The sequence below is a fragment of the Gottfriedia sp. NPDC057991 genome (assembly GCF_042886615.1).
Taxonomy (GTDB): domain Bacteria; phylum Bacillota; class Bacilli; order Bacillales; family Bacillaceae_G; genus Gottfriedia.
Genome location: NZ_JBHVQN010000012.1, coordinates 21,671 through 40,197, shown reverse-complemented (window position 1 = coordinate 40,197; position 18,527 = coordinate 21,671). Strand labels below are relative to the sequence as shown.

Genomic DNA, 18,527 nt, shown 5'->3' with positions numbered 1-18,527 from the left:
CCCTGATTGGCGAGCCTGTTGGTGAAGACAATGGTGTAGTTACATTTTTTAATTAACCCTTAAAGTTTAACTACTACGTCGAGTACAAAAAAGAAAAGTCACTCAAATGAGTGACTGTTTAAAAGGGTATTATATTTGCTGTAAGACCACTTGAGCAGCAGCATAATGTTCAGTATGCGTAATTGATAAAAACGGTATAAACGGCAAATCAACGGTTAAAACAGGCTTACCTTTTTCGTCATTTAAGATTTCAATATCATGAAATCCTAATTCTTTCCCAATTCCTGTACCAAAAGCTTTTGAACAAGCTTCTTTTGCGGCGAATCTTCCTGATAAAAATTCAAGTTTTCTTCGTTCTGATAAGTTTTCGTATATTTCATATTCTACTTCAGTTAAAATCCTTTTCGCAAACCGGGGCTGCGAGCTAGTAATTTCTTTCATTCGTTCAATTTCTACTAAATCTAATCCAATACCTATGATCATATTTCCTCACCCTAACTTTCGAGTACTACGGTTTAAAATAAAAACTTGAATCATTAATAATTTCAATAGACGGATGAATTTTCATATCATCCATTAATTGAAATAATGCATTATCTTTTTGTTTTGCTTCAATCATACAATCAATTTGCCTAACCGAGCCATAAATTTCATTTAAAAATGTAATAAACATGTTAGGGTCCACAAAATCAGCATGAGCACGTATGTCTTTCTCATCTCTTGGACTTGATATATGCATTTTCATGGGCAAACTCGAAGCTTTCCATGTATCGACTGCATAACTCCAATTTTTAACCCAATCTTCATTTGTGTGATTAACTAGATGATGATGATAGTCAAATACAAGCGGTACTCCTAATTTTTCACAGGCAAATAATGTTTCATCAAACGTAAAGGTAGTATCATCATTTTCAAACATTAGCATTTTTTGAATTTGCGCAGGAACAAGGCTGAAATTCTCTATTAATTGTTCCAGTGATTTTTCCTTATCATCATACCCTCCGCCAATATGTAATACACATCGTTGTTCTGTATTAATCTTCATCGCTTTTAATAGCTGATAATGCATTTTCAAGGTTTTTACTGATGTTTTTAATAACTCTTCATCAGTTGAGTTCAAGATAACGAAATGATCCGGATGAAAATCGATCCTCATTTCATTCGCAATTGCAAATTTACCTAACTCAAGTAAACTTTCCTTTAATGGCTTTATATAATTCCAATCTGCTACTTCTTCATGATTTGCTAAAGGGATTAATTTACTACTCAGGCGAAAAAAAGATATATCATGTGCTTTGTTGTGCTTTAGTAGTCTTAGACAGTTATTTATATTAGTATTAGCAATTTGCTCTAGCTTACGAATAGCCGCATCTTTATCCTTTTGTTTTAAAAACTGAGCAACCGTCATTGTCTTTGATGGCGAGGCGTTTTGTAAATTCATACTCATTGCGACATATCCAAGTCTTACTAACATTATCATTCCAACTCTCATATGTTTTTAGTTAGTGTATGGAATCTGTCCAAATTCACACATTACGAGAAAATAATATTATAAACAAAAAAGGTACATGGATTTAACCATGTACCTTAACTAGTTACTTATTTACTGCTGTCTTGTGGTTTGCGTTGTCCACCACGGTTGTTATCACGAGAACCTTCGTTACGTTTGCCACGGAAGTTTCCTCCGCCGCGGTTATCACGGTCTCCACGACGTCCATCTCCACGACGATTATCGCTACGACGTCCATCTCCACCGCCACGTCTATTTTCGCCACGACGGTATCCACCGCCGCCACCGTTTCCACCGTTTCCTCCGCGTCCGCCACGGTCACGTTTGACCATTGGTGGCTCGTCAGTTAAACGAATTGGTGTTTCATTTGGCTCTTTTGTTAACATTTTTAAAGCTGCAGCTACAACACTTACAGAATCATGCTCTTCAAGTAATTCTTCTGCAATACGTTTGTAGAACGCTAAATTATCACTTTCCATAGTCGAAGTTAATTTTTCTGCAATGATACGTTGTTGACTTTCAATTGCTTCGTCTAATGTAGGTGCAGTCATACGTTCCATACGACGCTTAGTTGTACGTTCGATATTTTTTAATTGATTAAACTCACGAGGAGTAATAAATAACATCGCTATACCTGATTTTCCAGCACGACCAGTACGTCCAATACGATGAACATAGCTTTCAGGATCTTGTGGAATATCAAAGTTGTATACATGTGTAACTCCAGAAATATCTAATCCACGAGCTGCTACATCAGTTGCAACTAAAACATCAATTGAACCAGCTTTAAATTTACGAAGTACTTGCTCACGTTTCGCTTGTGATAAATCACCATGAATACCTTCTGCAGCATATCCACGTAAGTTTAATGCTTCTGATAATTCATCAACACGACGTTTTGTACGACCAAAAATAATAGCTAATTCTGGTGTTTGAATATCTAATAAACGTGTAAGAACGTCAAATTTTTTCTTTTCTTGAACTTCAATAAAATGTTGTTCAATGTTAGGCATTGTAACTTCTTTTGCTTGTACTTTTACGATTTGTGGATTTGTCATGAAAGTTTCTGCAATGCGACGAATTGGGTCAGGCATAGTTGCAGAGAAAAGAAGTGTTTGTTTGTTTTCTGGAACTTCTTTTAAGATCGCTTCAATGTCTTCAATGAATCCCATGTTTAACATTTCATCCGCTTCATCTAATACAACTGTATTTACATTGTTTAGGCGAATTGTACGACGGTTAATATGGTCTTGAATACGACCAGGAGTTCCTACAATAATATGTGGGAATTTTTTTAAAGAACGCATTTGACGATTAATATCTTGTCCACCGTATATCGGAAGGATTTTTACACCTTTATTCATACCGATTTTGTGTAATTCTTCGCCAACTTGAATAGCTAGTTCTCGTGTAGGAGCGATAACAAGTCCTTGGACATTGTTACTATCTACATCAATTTTTTCTAGTAATGGAATACCAAAAGCGGCTGTTTTACCAGTACCAGTTTGCGCTTGACCAATTACATCATGGCCTTGTTTTGCTAATGGAATAGTCTGCGCTTGAATTGGTGTAGCTTCCTCGAAGCCTAATTTTTCAATCGCAAACAGGATTTTACTACTTAATCCTAATTCTTGAAATGTTGTCAATTTAGTTAATCTCCTTTGTATCTCAATTGATCTATAAAAATTTAAAAAATTATATGTTTCGTGACTGTTTCATATGGAAGGTTCGTTTTTAGTGGAAAACAATAGTCCGAAGTTTCATGAAAAGGAAACAATATCTACCCATTATACGGACATTCTATCTAAAAAGCAAATGAAGTTATATTCTAACAATTTGGTTTCCAAACTATATTTTACCCTTAAATTATAGTTAAATTCGCCATAAGATCATATTTATAGCCATCTTCATCCCTTATATTACGAACAGTTTTCATTTGTTAAATAACTTGTATAAAGTTTTCACTTCGTATATTTTTACACACAATAAGCTAAGAGCAAAACTAAGTGAATAAGGAAAACTTTTATTCCTATTTCTCCTACCTTCCCCTTCCTGATTATATGCTTACCCCTGATTTACTAATGCATTTACAACTTCTTCTAATTTCATTCCCCTAGAAGCTTTAACTAATACTAGGTCATTTGGTCCTACCTGTTGTAATAAATCTTCAGTTAACTTATTTTTATCTTCAAAGCTTTTTACTCTTGAAGAGTCCATTTGTTCAAAAGCTGACGTTGCTGCAAATTTACTTAATGGTCCAAACGTATAAAGAAAATCAAAATGAAGATTTACAACTTCTTCACCAATTTCTTCATGAAAAGCAATTTCTTGATCACCTAATTCTAGCATGTCGCCAAATACAACAAATTTTCGATTATAACCCTTTAGTTCTGAAGCAAATAAAAGAGCCGCTTTCATAGATGTAACACTTGCATTATAGGCATCATTAATAATTGTTATTCCATTTTCATTCTTTAATAGTTCCATACGCATTTTTGTCATTTCTAAATTCTGCATACCAGAACTAATTTCATCCCATGTTAATGAAAACTTTCTCGCAACTGCAATAGCTGCTAAGGTATTACTAATATTATGTTTGCCTAGTACACCCAATTTAAAACGGACATCCTTAGCTTTATTTATTTCAAATTCACTACCAGATTCATTCATTTCAATAAATGTTGGATATACATCATTACTTTCGCTAAAACCAAAAGTTTCGATTGTATAGATTAAGTTTTTGTCTTTTGTTCCTTCAATTAACAATGGTTCATCGCCATTAATGACAAGTAATCCGTTTTTTGATAATCCGCTAGCAATTTCAAGTTTCGCCTTTGCGATACCAGCTCTTGAGCCTAGTTCTTGCATATGAGACTCACCAATGTTCGTAATTATTGCTGCGTCAGGCTCAGCTAAATTAGATAAAAATTCAATTTCTCCAAAATTACTCATACCCATTTCTAAGACAGCAACCTCTGTATCTTCTGCCATCGCTAATACTGTTAACGGAAGTCCAATATGATTATTATAGTTCCCTTGTGTTTTATGTACTTTATATTTTGCTGAAAGAATGCTAGTTAAAATATCTTTTGTCGATGTTTTCCCATTACTACCTGTTATACCAACTATTTTACCATTCCACTCACTTAAATATGATTTAGACAGCTTTTGTAAAGCTTCTAATGTATCATCAACTAAGATGACAGACGCGTCGTCTGTTGGTACATCTGAAAACTTTCTAGAACAAAGTACTGCGCTAGCACCATTTTCAATTGCTTGAGGTAAAAATTGATGTGCATCGAATTTTTCACCGATCAGCGGTATAAATAATTTTCCATTTAAATCTACACGAGAGTCTGTTGAAACTCCGTTGATTGTTAAATCTTCACCTTTTAATTGGCTACCAGGGATCATATTAACGATTTGAGATAAAGTACGTACGATTGACATTGTCACCAACTCCTCTTCTATAGCATTTTTCTTCTATTCACATGAAAACACTATTCAACCATGAATAGTGTTTTCAATTGTTAAATATTATATTTAATTTGTTGTTTTTGTTCGTAACGTTCGATCGCTAGGTCTATTAATTTTTCAATTAATTTTGGATATGTTAATCCAGTAGCCTGCCATAATTGAGGATACATACTGAACGGAGTAAATCCAGGCATTGTATTAACTTCATTCATTAATACGCCACCATCTTCTGTTACGAAGAAATCAGCACGAGTTAAGCCTGAGCCATCGATTGCTTTAAACGCAACTTCTGCATAATGCTTAATTTTTTCATATGTTTCAGTTTCTACAGGAGCTGGGATAATTAGACCAGTATCGCCACTCTCATATTTTGCAGTATAATCATAAAATTCTACTGATGGTTTGATTTCCCCAACAACAGAACATTCAACTTGATCATTACCTAATACAGCAATTTCAATTTCACGTCCAACAATGTTTTCTTCAATAATTATTTTACGGTCAAATTGGAATGCTTCTTCAAATGAAGCCATTAATGCTTCACGATTCTTAGCCTTCGTAATACCAACACTTGAACCTAAGTTTGCAGGTTTAACAAATACAGGATAGCCTAATTCTTTCTCGACTACTTCATAGCAAGACTCTGCATTTGCTTTCCACTCTGTTTTTAAGAAATGTACATATTTAGCTTGAGGAATTCCAGCTTGAGCAAACAAGTTTTTCATAATCACTTTATCCATACCAGCCGCTGAAGCTAATACACCATTTCCTACATAAGGAATATTTAATAGTTCAAGTAAACCCTGAACTGTTCCATCTTCACCATTCGGTCCATGTAATAATGGGAAAATAACGTCAACTGGGCCAGTTGAATCTTGATTTGAAGATGCAGGAATAATTGATGAAGTTAACGCGACAGGAGCGATTTCATTTACATGTTGATCTTCATTTGAGAATTTTAAAGCTGCAACACTTTCTACTTTCCCCTCAATTTGTTTCCCTTGTAACCATTCGCCTTGTTCTGTTATATAAATTGGATACACATCAAATTTTGTGTGATCTAAAGCAGAAATAACGGCAAAAGCTGTTTGTAATGATACTTTGTGTTCAGCAGATTTACCGCCATATAATAATCCTAACTTAATCTTCATGATGTTCCCCCTACTATTTTTTGCTCTCCCTATTGTACCACTTTATACAAATGTGTATAAGCTTTTATGGGTAGAAACCTATTTTCTTTACAACATATGCAATGATAGCTGTTTTGTGATTTCTTGACAACTAAAAAAAGCATAGCTCTACTTGAACTATACTTAGTGTGTGGACAAGAGTAATAACCATCACATTAGTTGACGAAGCATCAAAGAAAGCAAGTGTCATGAGAACTATTGCGCTATACCCTGTTGATTATCTCTAATCGCTACTTTTTCATCAAGTGAGCGATACATTATTCCTGATAGTACAACTCCTGTTCCAAGAATTATAAAAAGCCAAATCCCAAGTTTTAAATCAAATAAATATCCACCTAATAAAGGTCCAAGAAATCCACCAATCGTCCATTTCATACTACCAACTGCCATATAGGTCGCTCTTAATTCTTCAGGTGCAATATTCGCCACAAATGTCATTTGAACTGGCGACATCACCATTTCTCCAAAGGTGTAATATATGAAGATAACCGCCAGCAAAAATAGAATCATCCACTTACCTAACCCAACTGAGAGGAAAAATGGAGGTGCAAGGCCGATCGATAAAATACCTAGGCCAAATAAGATGGTTCCATAAAACATCGTTTTTCCAATTGAACGATTCGATAAATAACTTGAAATTGGAAATTGCAAAAGAACAACTAACATTCCATTAAGTGACATTAAAAATGGATAAGGATTCCACTTACCAAATTGTGATTGAAAGGTTTGTTTAAAATAAAGTGGCAGCATTCCCTCAATTTGAGAGAAACCCATTGAAATAATCACACCTGTTGCTACATAAAAAAGTAATAATTTATCAGATCCAATGATTTTCATAACCTTTTTAAACGGTATTTTCGTTACATCATTCCTTCCTTCATTATTCTTTTCTGCAGGAAGTGTTTCTTTTAATAGAATTAATTGGGCAATACTATAAAGTCCTAAAGTGATTGCTGCAATATAAAATAAACTGTCTTTAGAAAAATAAACAACTGAACTTCCTAATAAAGGACCGATCACAGTTCCTACATTACTTCCAACCCTTAATAAACCATATGCTTCAGTTCTCTCTTCTGGTTCAGTTACATCAGCTACCATTGCAGAAGCTGCTGGGCTAAAAAACGAGTTACTAATACCTAGTAAAATCGATAAAATTAAAAATGCTGTATAGCCTTCTGCTAAAGCAAAGGATACTAAGATAAGTGATGTTCCAAGCGTCGAAAAAACCATCATACGTTTTCGACCATATAAATCGGCGAGTCTACCACCAGCCATCGAACCAAATAAAGATGCTATAGGTGAAATTGACATAATAAATCCTACCTTTAGCATTGAATCAACTTTTCCTTCTAGGTATAGAGCAAAAAATGGCATAAGCATCATCATCGCACTACTCGTAATCGTTTCTCCAATCACTCGAACCCACACATTACGATCCATACCTTTTAACTTTTTAAAAAAATTCATCCTTAAGCTACACCTCCTAGTGCATCATAACTTCCATATTTAAATCGTATCGGAAGAATTTCAAGTTACAAATTACTTTATACACGTATCCGATCAAATATGTTATACAAAACAAAAGGGCGTTCAGATTGACTTTTTGTCAGCTGAACACCCACTCTTTTTTTAAACTTTTAAACTTGTTCTTTTGAAGAAACTGAGAACATCAATCCCAAAAAAGTACCTAATAGAAATAAGGTTGAACAAGAGCCCATCAATACTATGCTCACCGTTAAGCTTATGCCCGTATGCAAGAAACCGCTTCCAGTGAAATATAGTAAAAAAAGAATAAGACCGATAAAAAAGGCAATACCAGAATATTGAGTATATGTTTCAACGATTTCAGAATCAGTGCGCTTCATAATGATTAACCTCCCGTTACTTCTTTTTTGTGAATTGCAATACCTAATTTGTGACAACTTTGTGACACTTTTATATTAACACACTTATTTGGAAATTGTAAATATTTTCAGAAAACTTTTTCGGAAATATTTAGGACAATATTTTAAAACTAATGAGTTAGATAAACAACCTCCCCCTTACTAAATAGATAAATAAAAAACCGAGACGAAAGCCATCTCGGTTTAAATTTAAATTATTTCAATTTAGTTAAATAAACTTAGAGTCTATTTAAGAAAGATACTCTTATAATTACCAAATCCCTCTTCATCCATTTTTTCATATGGAATAAATCGTAATGCAGCAGAGTTTATGCAGTAGCGAAGGCCCTCGGGTCCAGGTCCATCATCAAAAACATGTCCTAGATGCGAGTCAGCTTCAGAACTTCTGACTTCAATACGCAACATCCCATGGCTATAATCCTTCTTCTCTTCAATTTCACCTTTTAAAATCGGCTTTGTAAAACTTGGCCATCCACAGCCTGAATCAAATTTGTCTAATGAACTAAATAAAGGAAGACCTGATACGATATCAACATAAATTCCTTTTTCTTTATGATTCCAGAACTCATTTCTAAATGGTGGTTCAGTTGCATCTTCTTGAGTAACAGCATACTGAATTGGTGTTAGTTTTTTCTTTAACTCCTCTTGGCCCGTTTTCCAGTATTCCTTTAAAAATTTTTGACGACCAGATCCTTTAAAGTAAAGCTGGTAACGAATCGGGTGCTTTTTATAATAATGTTGATGATATTCTTCTGCTTCATAAAATGGTTTTGCAGATAAAATTTCTGTCACAATTGATTTCTTGAAAACGCCACTTTTCTCTAGTTTATCTTTTGAAGCTAAAGCTTGCTCTTTTTGATTTTCATTATGATAAAAAATTGCAGTTTTGTATGAACTACCTCGATCATTAAATTGCCCACCTACATCTGTTGGGTCAATTTGCTGCCAAAATAAATCCAATAATTTTTCATACGGATAGACTTCCGGATCAAATGTAATTTGAACAGCTTCATAATGACCTGTTAAATGCGTGCATACTTCTTCATATGTTGGGTTTTCTTTTTCCCCACCTGTATAGCCAGACACAACTTTTTTAATTCCGTCCTGTTGATCAAACGGTTTTACCATACACCAAAAACATCCACCAGCAAATGTAGCCAATTCTGTGCCCATACCTTTACTCCTCCTAAAAATTGTCATTAATTATATTTACCATATCTAATAGCCGATATAAATATTTTTGCTTAAAAAGACCAATTGCTAACTTGAAAGAATTAAGATTTGTATGTAAACTTATACGATCATTACACAGGAGGAAATTAAAAAATGTTAGAAGAATTTAAGAAGTTTGCTTTAAAAGGAAATGTACTTGATTTAGCAGTCGGGGTAATTATTGGTGGTGCGTTTGGTAAAATCGTATCTTCTTTAGTTGGAGATATTATGATGCCTCTAATCGGATTGATCTCTGGTGGTGTAGATTTCAAGAAATTAATGTACACATACAATGATACTCAAATTAAATATGGCTCATTCATCCAAACAGTAGTCGACTTCCTTATCATTTCAATCTCAGTATTTTTCTTTGTTCGATTAATTAATAGACTTTCATTTAGAAAGAAAGAAGCAGAAGAAGCAAAACCAGTTGTTCCTACTAAAGAAGAAGCTCTACTAATTGAAATACGTGATTTACTAAAAGAACAGGTTTCAAATCAAAAAGGTATAAGCTAAAAGCTTATACCTTTTTGATTTTCTCGTAAGACAATATAAAAAACCTCGTACTATACTAATTATAATACGAGGTTAATAAACTATTAGAATTTTCCATAGCCTAAGAAGTGAGAACGAACCCAGCTATTACTTAAGCTGATTACGCTGATACCTTTACTTCCAGCATGAACCATTTTATTTCCACCAATGTAAATACCCATATGTGAAGGACCATTAATATAAGTATTTTGTAAGAATACTAGGTCACCAGGTTGTGGAGAGCTGATTTTTGTTGCATTACTCCAATATGTTTTTACATTACCACGTGAGATGCCATATCCATTATGTGAATATACATACCAGATGAAACCACTGCAATCGAAACCGCTTGGAGACGTTCCACCAAATACATAAGGTACACCTTGGAATTGTAAAGCATAATCTACAAGTGAGTTTCCAGTTGCTGCTGGACCATCATTATTTGAATCTGATTTAGGTTTTGAATCTGAATTTGAATCTGAATTTGAACTAGAATTTGAATTCGATTTCGAATCTGAATTTGAACTAGATTTAGCGGCTGGAGTGCTGCTAACGCTGTCATCTTCATCATCATCGCTAGATAAAGCAGCTAGTTCAAGAGATTGTTGCTCAAGACGTTGAACTCTCTCATCTTCTTTTGCATTCTCTAATTCTTTAACTGCTAACTTTAAGTTAGCTTCAGCAGTATTTAATGATTTTTGTTTTTCAGCTTGTGATTTTGAAAGTTCACTTTGTTGAGCAACTAAATCTTCTTTAGCTGTTACTAAAGATTCTTTCTTCTCATCGACAAGTAGTTTTTCTTTTACTACTTCTGCTTGTTCAGACTTTTGTTCTTTAATGATATTTTCATCAGCATCAAAAAGTGTTGAAATTGAGTTTACTCGATTAAAGAAATCTACGATTGAGTCCGAATTAAATAAAACGTCTGTTACTAGATTAACTTTTGGTTGCTTTTGCATTGCAACTAAACGATCCTCTAATAAATCGTTACGTTTTTGAATTCTGTCTTGTAAATATGTAATTCTTGCTTTTTTATCTTTAATAATTTCTTCTGTTTCAGAAATTTCTGCTTTTTTTCCTTCTATGTTTTGCTTAGTTGTTTTAATTTGTTGATCTATTTTCTCTATCTCGTTGCTTAATTCTTTAAATTGTGATTGGAACTTATCTACTTCAGCTTGCTTTTTTTCAACTTTGCTATCAGCTAATACTGAAGCATTTGGCGCTAATGATAATACTATTGTACTTGCCATCGCCAGCACTGCTAGTTTTTTTCTTAACATTTCAGCGTTTCTCCTCTCGCTAATCTACGTAAATATTTATACCATAGATTCCCGAAGAGAGTCGCAATTGTTACAATATTGTAATATAAATGATAAATATGTCTTTATATGTCGATAAATTATCATCTTTTATTAAAGGAAACGAAATAAAACACTTCTATATTATATAGAAGTGTCAGTATTGATACAAATAACACAAAAACGTTAATTATCTATCTACGAGAGTTTTCGATGTAAACTCTGTCATTTCGAACTAAATCTTCATATGTTTCGCGACGAACTACTTCTCTTGAAACACCACCTTTAACAAAGACTACTGCTGGGCGACGGATACGGTTATAATTATTAGCCATTGAATAGCCATAAGCACCAGTGCAAGATACGGCTAATAGATCATTGTTTTGTACAACAGGTAAGTTACAATCCCAAATTAGCATATCGCCACTTTCACAGCATTTACCAGCAATCGATACAACTTCTTTATTCTCATCATTTGCTCGATTTGCAAGCATCGCTTCGTATTTTGATCCGTATAATGCAGGACGAATATTATCAGTCATTCCCCCATCAACAGATACATATTTACGAATTGAAGGAAGAGTTTTTGTTGAGCCAATCGTATAAAGTGTTGTTCCAGCTTCACCTACAATACTACGTCCAGGTTCTAACCATAATTCTGGTAATTTGTAGTCTAGCTCTTCACATTGCTGTTTAATAATAGTAGTAATTTTTTCTATATGAATAGCAACAGCTAAAGGCTCATCTTCTGAAGTATAGCGAATACCGAAGCCTCCACCTACATTTAATATTTCAGCTGTAAAGCCTAAATCGTTTTTAAGTCCATTTAAAAAACTCATTAATACATTGATTGCATGAACAAATCCGTCTGGTTCGAAAATTTGAGATCCTATATGTGAATGTACTCCTAATAATTTTAGGTTATTTGAATTTAATGAAACTTCAACTGCTTCATTAGCTTGACCAGACATAATATCGAATCCGAATTTAGAGTCTTCTTGGCCCGTCATTACATATTCATGTGTATGTGCTTCAACGCCTGGCGTAACACGTAATAAGATTGATACTTCTTCATTACGTTGTTCAGCTAAGGCCTGTAAGACTTCTAGTTCAAAGAAATTATCGACTACAAAACAACCGATTTTTGCATTTAAAGCTTCTTCAATTTCTTCAATTGTTTTGTTGTTTCCGTGAAAATGAATTTTCTCAGCTGGATAACCTGCTTGCAAAGCTGTATATAACTCTCCACCAGAAACAACGTCTAGACATAGACCTTCTCTTTCGATTAAGCGGGCTTGTTCAACACATAGGAACGCTTTACTCGCGTAAGCAACCTGATATTTCATTCCCGTTTCTCTTAAAGCTTCGTGGAATTCCCTACATTTTGATTCAATTAATGCTTCGTCATAAATGTATAGAGGTGTACCGTAATTTTTTACTAAATCTACAGTATCACAACCTCCGATTTCTAAATGTCCTTCATTATTAATTCGACTATTACCATGTAAATACATTCGTATTCTCCCTTCAAATCAAATGTAAGATCATTCTAAGAAGCTTCCTTCAATGTATTAGTGTATTAAAAAAGACACATGAAGGATATGTTCATGTGCCTATCGCTTTTAAAAAAGGACTTAGCCAATCACATCTCTTCAATAGCTCTTCACAAACACATGTGACAGTACTACATTTATTAAATGTAGTCCCAGAAATAAAATGTGTGGCAATTTATTTCTTCGGCATAGGATCCTTTCTCATTTCGTCATAGAACCCACAGTTCTCTAAAATGATACTCATATACAATGCAACCTCTACGAATAGACTGTTTTTTTTTATATTAGTCTATGTATAACACAGTCTAAAAATAGATGTCAAACCATTTTTGAATAATATTGTCGATTTATATTCACTTCATACACACAGCTTTTCCTTTTCAAAATAATATCTATAATATAGAATATGTTTTATGCGAGAGAAAAGGTGATTCAAAAATGAAAAATCATTTAAATAAATATAAATTAAATCTAAAAAAAACAAACCACTAACAAACTGTTAGTGGTTTTTCTTTTTTGTTGCCTTATTACAAAACTCTTAACTTAAGTAGAAAAAATTGGACAGGGGTGAATAGATTGCGTTCAAGCAAAATAGCAGTACTTTCAATATGTAGCAACACATTCATCGTTTTATTAAAATTAATTGTCGGGATTTTTACTGGTTCCGTAGCAATTATCTCTGAAGCAATTCATTCTTTATTGGACTTAGTTGCTTCAGTCATTGCATTTTTCTCTGTAAGGATTTCAAACAGACCGCCCGATAAGGAACATCCTTATGGTCATGGTAAGTTTGAAAATATTTCAGGTACAGTCGAAACAATCTTAATATTTGTAGCTGGTATTTGGATTATCATTGAATCTGTTGAAAAGCTACTTCATCCTACCCCAATTAAAATGCCAATAATCGGTGTAGTGGTCATGTTAATTGGAGCGTTAATCAATTGGAGAGTAGGAAAAATCGTTCAAAAAGTAGGAAATGAAACTCATTCTGTTGCAATGCAATCAAACGCTTTGCATTTATTAACAGACGTTTATTCATCACTCGGAGTTGCAGTAAGTTTAATTTTAGTTAGTCTTACTGGTTGGGAATTTCTAGATGCATTGATTGGAATTGGAATCGCAATTTATATAATGAAGGAATCAATCGAACTTGGACGTAAGTCGTTTACCCCCCTACTAGACACTGGACTTTCTACAGATGAATTAAAACAAATCGAAAATGTATTAAATTCTTTTAAATCCCAATTTATCGAATACCATGACTTACGCACGAGACGTTCGGGTGCAGAGGAGCATATAGATTTTCATTTAGTATTACCATCATACTTAAGCATTGAAGAAGCCCATTTACTATGTGACAAAATAGAAGATGAAATAAAAAAGGTTTTAGTAGATCCTAAAATATTAATTCATGTCGAACCAGAAAATGAAAGAATACAAAAAATTGATTTCTTAAATGCTTCATCTAGAGAAGAGCAGGAATTACAAGGAGTAGGCAATTCATTAAAAGGATAATTTGAAACCAGAAATTAAAAAACCCCACAAGGATTTTTTATACTTTGTGGGGTTCTTTCTATTTAAGGACTTTTACTAAATAATAATTTCATCGGAAGGTTGCTCTGAGTCGTCTCCTTTTAATTTTTGAGCTCTCATCGTAACCATTGCATAGCCAATCGCCATAATTATGCCAAAAACATATCCACCAACTGTAAAGATAATTGTACGTGAGTAATATGCTTTTAATCCATACGTATCAACCATCCACCATTGTGCAATAGCAAATAGTATATCTTTAATAATCCATGCGACAAACAAGTACTGAAACACTTTAAATAGTGAAGGATGTTTATATAATTTTTTACTTTCTTCACGATCTTGCCCCTGTATTGCAGCGATATCAATCATAAAATAATATGGTAATGGCTTTCTCATAGCCATTAAAATTAAAAATACCACTACAACCCCAAAGTGATAATACACATTGTACAAAATTAAGTTTTTTGCAGAACCTAATGCCATTAAATCAACGGCAGTACTAACAGTTAATGTTGAGATAATAAAAATACCAGTAACATTAAACTGTTTAGTATACCAAAAACGAAATAAAGTATATAAGATCCCAGGAACCGTCGGTAAGAGCATCGCCCAATAGTCACTAAAATAGTGTTGTAATACTTTATATAAAACAAGCGGAAATACTAAATACAAAATTAGATCGTAAATAATTAAATTACTTTCTTTCTTCATTTATATAACCTCGTTTTTTAGGCTGTTTTCGTCATAATCGTTGCTATTTAATAGTATGATCAATGTTACTAAAAACAAAAATCAATTAGAAAAAGCCAAATTTTATTTTGAATTAACACAATTTTCAAACTTTCAAACTAACAAATTGTTAAACATGATTATAACAAAAAAATCTAAGAGCATAAACTCCTAGATTTAGTGTGTGGGCAAAAGTAAAAAAATAACTCTATTGGCCAAGTGATTTTTTTAAACCATTTATTAATCCGGCATGTAGCCCTTCATGGAAAATGTTAAAGCTAATCATGTCTCGAACAGTCTTAATTTCAAAACTACCTAGCTTAATCTCTTTTGGAATGATTTCATCTAAACGTCCTTCATATGTAGAAATAACTTGTTCAACTTGTTGTTCCAATAATGTAATAATTTCCTCATATGATGGTGGCTCCTCTTGCCAGTCACTTGGTTTAGTCCCACCCTTGAAAAAATCAATGAATTCCTTTGAAAGTTGGCCAGCATCACCAGTGTTAGCATAAAGTAATTGCTCATATGCACCTACTATATGACCGGCATTCCAAAGAATATTATTATTGAATCCTGCTGGTACTACATCTACAACTTCTTTTGAAACAGAACTAAGAACTTTCAAAGTATAAACCCTTGTAAACCTAAGTTGTTCAAAAATAGCATCTGCCATCTTGATCCCTCCAAATAATGTCATTATTAATACTATCGTATCATGAATGAGGGAGATTTTTCATAAAAAAGATGTTATCTCTCTATACACAGATAAGCTTTTTTGAGAAACAAAAAAGAAGCCCCAATAGATGAGACTCCCTCCAGTCTTATTAAATGTGAAAATCTATCAACCTCTTAAAATAAAACCATTGAACCTGGACCAGTGAGCAATAACCCTACTGCAGCCGCAATAATTAATAGATTAAACTCAAATCCGTTCGAAGTATTCCAGAATCCGTTCTTTATATGAACCTTTATTACTGCTACTGCCATCACTACTATTATCAACCATGCACCTATTTCTGTATATACACCAGCCGCTACAAAGAATCCACCTACGATTTCTGCCACTCCTGTTATAAAAGCAAAAAATGCACCAGGTTTGATTCCAATCGACTCTAACCATTGTCCAGTTCCTTTAATGCCATAACCACCAAACCACCCAAATACTTTCTGCACCCCGTGACCTAATAAAATAATACCTAAAACTAGTCTAATAACTAATAGGCCTTCATCAAGCATATCTCCACCTCAATTCTCTTTAATTTGAGATATTAAGTGCATAATTATTTTTATTCATTTTTTGACATGTTTATGACCTTTATTATTAATTTTTAAAAATGAATCAGTTTTCTTGTACTTGAGGAATAGAATACTATAACAGAAGATTTTCTAACTTAAAAGGAGAGCATAAATCATGAAAAAAGTCGTTCCACTAACTGTAATCGGCTTTTGGATTTTAATGCTACTACTCGCTATTCGATATCATTTATTTCATTTATCATTGCAAGATATAAAACATTTTATTACTAATTCTTCCATCAATCCAATGCTATTATTTGTCGCTATTTTTTGTGCAAGAATCTTTCTATTCATTCCTAGCTCTGTATTAATTGTAGTAGGAAGCTTGTTTTTTCACCCGTTTGAAACCATTCTCTTATCATTAATCGGAATGGCCATCACAGAAACAATTATTTACTTATTAAGTAAAAGTATTTTAAGTGATTCAATCCAGCAATTCATGGAGAATAAATATCCATCTCTATTTGAAGAGATTATTTTGAACCGAAAGAGATTCTTATTCTTAACAGTTGCAACTCCCCTAGCTCCGACAGATGGCGCATGCTTTATCGCAGCCTCCACTAATATGAAATACTTGTCCTATATTGCAATCGTTTTTGCTGGTAATATTCCGATTGCAGTTCTTTATACTTTATACGGAAATTTCTTGCTTGGCTCGCCATGGATTACAATCTGTATTACTGCTACAATCTTAGTTGGATTTTTTATTTACATTTCTTTAAAAAAGAGACAAAAAAAGGATACACATTACTCAGCCTAAACTATTTCAAACTAAATATTTTCAAAAATTATTAATAAATAAATCGATTTTTATATATAAATTAAACTATACTAAGATTAATTAAAATTCTTTAAGAAACCGAGGTAAAAAGATGGAAACAAATAAGATTTTGTCCTCATTATGTTATTTTAGTGTATTCTTCGCACCTTTCTTATTCCCTATAATTGTTTATTTTGTCGCAAAGGATCACCATCTAAAATCGCATTCTAAACGAGCTTTTTTTTCACATATACTCCCATTTCTAACAATTATTATTTTAGCGTTTATTTCCCTTTTCACTTTTAATACTTTTGGTGACGGTGCAGGTTTTGCTCTTATTGGTGGATTTGTATTAGCATTCATTGTTAATTTAATTGTGTTTATATGGAATATTGTTCAAGGTATTAAAGTATTGATGTAAATTCGTCATGTTTTCTACATTATTTCTCAGGAAATTTTGAATTTCGACAAAAGCAATTTAATACTTCTTAATGCGTAAAAAGGCAATGTAAGGTTTAACCATTACATTGCCTTTTTTATTATTCACTTTGTGTTACGTAAGCTTCTTTTGAATTAGTTCGTTTAATTGATTTCTTAATTATTAATGATAAAGATAAGATGCAGGCAATTATTATGGAGCTAGTTAAAGCGATTTGCGATGTTGTTAAAGAGAAAAATTTAGCCAAATATACTGAGTATGATAGGAGAGATGATGTAATTAATTTTGAAATGGAGGCAATTAATAGAAACTTTTTGAAAGATACTTTGCTAATTCCTGCTCCGACACAAATAATTTCATCTGGTAAAATCGGAATGATAAACATTAAAGTTAAAATAATTGTTTCATTTTTTTGGACATATTCCTGATATTTTTTTAACTGTCTTTCTTTTACAAACTTGGAAACTAATTTAAGTCCACCTATTCTTGCTAAGAAATACATAATGACAATTCCTAAAGTTGAACCTAAAAATCCAATTAACGCTCCTGAAAACGATCCGATTACAGCACTACCTGCAGGAATAGTAAGTGCTTCTGGTAAAGGTAAAAAAATTGGTTGAAATAAACAGATTAAGAAAAATAATAATTTTGCAGTTGTAATATGATTGGTTAATATTCTCTCAACTCCGTACTTATCTACGAATACTAGAAATTGACTGGCATAAAATAGAATTCCAACTACCGATATACAAAGTAGTAAACTAATTAGCGCTATTTTTGTAACCTTTAAAAACTTTTTATGATTCGATACAACCAGATAAAAATCTAGTAACAGAATTCCCATGATTGCAAAAATAAATGATATTTTATAGATCGTTACGACAGTAGGTAAACTAATGACTACTATTAAGATCGATATTGTAGCTAATACGATATGTAACGTAAGTTCTTTCATCGTATTAAACTGTTTATTCTCTTTCTTCAAAGTAAACAACTCCTCTACTACAGCTTGACCGTTCTCCAATATTTTTCGCTTCTATGTTTATAGTAATGAAACGGTATGTAATTCGAAACGAACTTAAGTAT

At 33.0% G+C, this 18,527-nt stretch carries 18 protein-coding genes and 1 riboswitch; of the genes, 4 read left to right on the top strand and 14 right to left on the bottom strand.

Going from position 1 to position 18,527, the window contains the following annotated elements; all coding sequences use genetic code 11:
• Positions 1 to 129: 129 nt before the first annotated feature.
• The 8 genes from acpS to msrA all read right to left on the bottom strand — a co-directional run bounded on the left by acpS (position 130) and on the right by msrA (position 9,254).
• Entirely contained in the window at positions 130 to 483 is a 354-nt protein-coding gene (gene acpS, locus ACFVR2_RS24520) for a holo-ACP synthase (RefSeq protein ID WP_387368020.1), read from the bottom strand.
• Positions 484 to 508: 25 nt separating this feature from the next.
• Entirely contained in the window at positions 509 to 1,474 is a 966-nt protein-coding gene (gene uvsE / locus ACFVR2_RS24515; protein WP_387368046.1) for a UV DNA damage repair endonuclease UvsE, read from the bottom strand.
• Positions 1,475 to 1,599: 125 nt separating this feature from the next.
• The gene (gene cshA / locus ACFVR2_RS24510) at positions 1,600 to 3,156 is read right to left on the bottom strand and encodes a degradosome RNA helicase CshA (protein ID WP_387368017.1); all 1,557 of its coding nucleotides are present in this window, start codon (positions 3,154 to 3,156) and stop codon (positions 1,600 to 1,602) included.
• A gap of 418 nt (positions 3,157 to 3,574) precedes the next feature.
• Positions 3,575 to 4,960 carry a UDP-N-acetylmuramoyl-tripeptide--D-alanyl-D-alanine ligase gene (locus ACFVR2_RS24505; protein ID WP_387368013.1) on the bottom strand — a complete coding sequence of 462 codons (1,386 nt, stop codon included), beginning with the start codon at positions 4,958 to 4,960 and terminating at the stop codon, positions 3,575 to 3,577.
• Positions 4,961 to 5,040: 80 nt separating this feature from the next.
• A complete protein-coding gene (locus tag ACFVR2_RS24500) occupies positions 5,041 to 6,141 on the bottom strand; it encodes a D-alanine--D-alanine ligase (RefSeq protein WP_387368043.1) in 1,101 nt (366 codons plus the stop codon).
• A 231-nt stretch (positions 6,142 to 6,372) separates the two neighbouring features.
• Positions 6,373 to 7,644, bottom strand: a complete 1,272-nt coding sequence (locus ACFVR2_RS24495; RefSeq protein ID WP_387368010.1) for an MDR family MFS transporter — start codon at positions 7,642 to 7,644, stop codon at positions 6,373 to 6,375.
• Positions 7,645 to 7,814: 170 nt separating this feature from the next.
• Complete coding sequence (locus tag ACFVR2_RS24490) at positions 7,815 to 8,042, bottom strand: hypothetical protein (RefSeq protein WP_387368007.1); 228 nt, start codon at positions 8,040 to 8,042, stop codon at positions 7,815 to 7,817.
• A 264-nt stretch (positions 8,043 to 8,306) separates the two neighbouring features.
• Positions 8,307 to 9,254 carry a peptide-methionine (S)-S-oxide reductase MsrA gene (gene msrA / locus ACFVR2_RS24485; RefSeq protein WP_387368004.1) on the bottom strand — a complete coding sequence of 316 codons (948 nt, stop codon included), beginning with the start codon at positions 9,252 to 9,254 and terminating at the stop codon, positions 8,307 to 8,309.
• Between the two features lie 153 nt (positions 9,255 to 9,407).
• On the opposite strand from msrA, the gene mscL reads away from it, so the two are divergent.
• Positions 9,408 to 9,809, top strand: a complete 402-nt coding sequence (gene mscL / locus ACFVR2_RS24480; RefSeq protein WP_387368001.1) for a large conductance mechanosensitive channel protein MscL — start codon at positions 9,408 to 9,410, stop codon at positions 9,807 to 9,809.
• Positions 9,810 to 9,892: 83 nt separating this feature from the next.
• Here the strand turns inward: mscL and ACFVR2_RS24475 are convergent, their stop codons facing one another.
• Positions 9,893 to 11,107, bottom strand: a complete 1,215-nt coding sequence (locus ACFVR2_RS24475; protein WP_387367998.1) for a C40 family peptidase — start codon at positions 11,105 to 11,107, stop codon at positions 9,893 to 9,895.
• Positions 11,108 to 11,319: 212 nt separating this feature from the next.
• Positions 11,320 to 12,639, bottom strand: a complete 1,320-nt coding sequence (gene lysA / locus ACFVR2_RS24470) for a diaminopimelate decarboxylase (RefSeq protein WP_387367995.1) — start codon at positions 12,637 to 12,639, stop codon at positions 11,320 to 11,322.
• A gap of 134 nt (positions 12,640 to 12,773) precedes the next feature.
• Positions 12,774 to 12,947, bottom strand: a riboswitch (Lysine riboswitch).
• Positions 12,948 to 13,254: 307 nt separating this feature from the next.
• Between lysA and ACFVR2_RS24465 the strand changes: the two genes are divergently transcribed.
• Positions 13,255 to 14,193, top strand: a complete 939-nt coding sequence (locus ACFVR2_RS24465; protein WP_387367992.1) for a cation diffusion facilitator family transporter — start codon at positions 13,255 to 13,257, stop codon at positions 14,191 to 14,193.
• A 75-nt stretch (positions 14,194 to 14,268) separates the two neighbouring features.
• On the opposite strand, the gene ACFVR2_RS24460 is transcribed toward ACFVR2_RS24465, so the two are convergent.
• The 3 genes from ACFVR2_RS24460 to ACFVR2_RS24450 all read right to left on the bottom strand — a co-directional run bounded on the left by ACFVR2_RS24460 (position 14,269) and on the right by ACFVR2_RS24450 (position 16,182).
• Entirely contained in the window at positions 14,269 to 14,925 is a 657-nt protein-coding gene (locus tag ACFVR2_RS24460) for a VC0807 family protein (RefSeq protein WP_056476087.1), read from the bottom strand.
• A gap of 226 nt (positions 14,926 to 15,151) precedes the next feature.
• A complete protein-coding gene (locus tag ACFVR2_RS24455; protein WP_387367987.1) occupies positions 15,152 to 15,619 on the bottom strand; it encodes a DinB family protein in 468 nt (155 codons plus the stop codon).
• A gap of 176 nt (positions 15,620 to 15,795) precedes the next feature.
• Positions 15,796 to 16,182, bottom strand: coding sequence for a DoxX family protein (locus ACFVR2_RS24450; RefSeq protein ID WP_387367984.1), 387 nt, complete (start codon positions 16,180 to 16,182; stop codon positions 15,796 to 15,798).
• Positions 16,183 to 16,357: 175 nt separating this feature from the next.
• On the opposite strand from ACFVR2_RS24450, the gene ACFVR2_RS24445 reads away from it, so the two are divergent.
• Both ACFVR2_RS24445 and ACFVR2_RS24440 read left to right on the top strand, forming a co-directional pair.
• A complete protein-coding gene (locus tag ACFVR2_RS24445) occupies positions 16,358 to 17,002 on the top strand; it encodes a TVP38/TMEM64 family protein (protein ID WP_387367981.1) in 645 nt (214 codons plus the stop codon).
• A gap of 112 nt (positions 17,003 to 17,114) precedes the next feature.
• Complete coding sequence (locus ACFVR2_RS24440) at positions 17,115 to 17,423, top strand: magnetosome magnetite crystal formation protein family (protein WP_387367978.1); 309 nt, start codon at positions 17,115 to 17,117, stop codon at positions 17,421 to 17,423.
• 118 nt (positions 17,424 to 17,541) lie between these two features.
• On the opposite strand, the gene ACFVR2_RS24435 is transcribed toward ACFVR2_RS24440, so the two are convergent.
• A complete protein-coding gene (locus tag ACFVR2_RS24435) occupies positions 17,542 to 18,426 on the bottom strand; it encodes a TVP38/TMEM64 family protein (RefSeq protein WP_387367975.1) in 885 nt (294 codons plus the stop codon).
• Positions 18,427 to 18,527 lie beyond the last annotated feature (101 nt).

Excerpts from the sequence above, each read along its gene's own strand:
- uvsE (WP_387368046.1), bottom strand. The coding sequence starts at position 1,474 with ATGTTAGTAAGACTTGGATATGTCGCAATGAGTATGAATTTACAAAAC.
- ACFVR2_RS24475 (WP_387367998.1), bottom strand. The coding sequence starts at position 11,107 with ATGTTAAGAAAAAAACTAGCAGTGCTGGCGATGGCAAGTACAATAGTA.
- ACFVR2_RS24505 (WP_387368013.1), bottom strand. The coding sequence starts at position 4,960 with ATGTCAATCGTACGTACTTTATCTCAAATCGTTAATATGATCCCTGGT.
- ACFVR2_RS24445 (WP_387367981.1), top strand. The coding sequence starts at position 16,358 with ATGAAAAAAGTCGTTCCACTAACTGTAATCGGCTTTTGGATTTTAATG.
- mscL (WP_387368001.1), top strand. The coding sequence starts at position 9,408 with ATGTTAGAAGAATTTAAGAAGTTTGCTTTAAAAGGAAATGTACTTGAT.
- acpS (WP_387368020.1), bottom strand. The coding sequence starts at position 483 with ATGATCATAGGTATTGGATTAGATTTAGTAGAAATTGAACGAATGAAA.
- ACFVR2_RS24440 (WP_387367978.1), top strand. The coding sequence starts at position 17,115 with ATGGAAACAAATAAGATTTTGTCCTCATTATGTTATTTTAGTGTATTC.
- ACFVR2_RS24495 (WP_387368010.1), bottom strand. The coding sequence starts at position 7,644 with ATGAATTTTTTTAAAAAGTTAAAAGGTATGGATCGTAATGTGTGGGTT.
- ACFVR2_RS24455 (WP_387367987.1), bottom strand. The coding sequence starts at position 15,619 with ATGGCAGATGCTATTTTTGAACAACTTAGGTTTACAAGGGTTTATACT.
- lysA (WP_387367995.1), bottom strand. The coding sequence starts at position 12,639 with ATGTATTTACATGGTAATAGTCGAATTAATAATGAAGGACATTTAGAA.
- ACFVR2_RS24450 (WP_387367984.1), bottom strand. The coding sequence starts at position 16,182 with ATGCTTGATGAAGGCCTATTAGTTATTAGACTAGTTTTAGGTATTATT.
- ACFVR2_RS24490 (WP_387368007.1), bottom strand. The coding sequence starts at position 8,042 with ATGAAGCGCACTGATTCTGAAATCGTTGAAACATATACTCAATATTCT.
- ACFVR2_RS24460 (WP_056476087.1), bottom strand. The coding sequence starts at position 14,925 with ATGAAGAAAGAAAGTAATTTAATTATTTACGATCTAATTTTGTATTTA.
- msrA (WP_387368004.1), bottom strand. The coding sequence starts at position 9,254 with ATGGGCACAGAATTGGCTACATTTGCTGGTGGATGTTTTTGGTGTATG.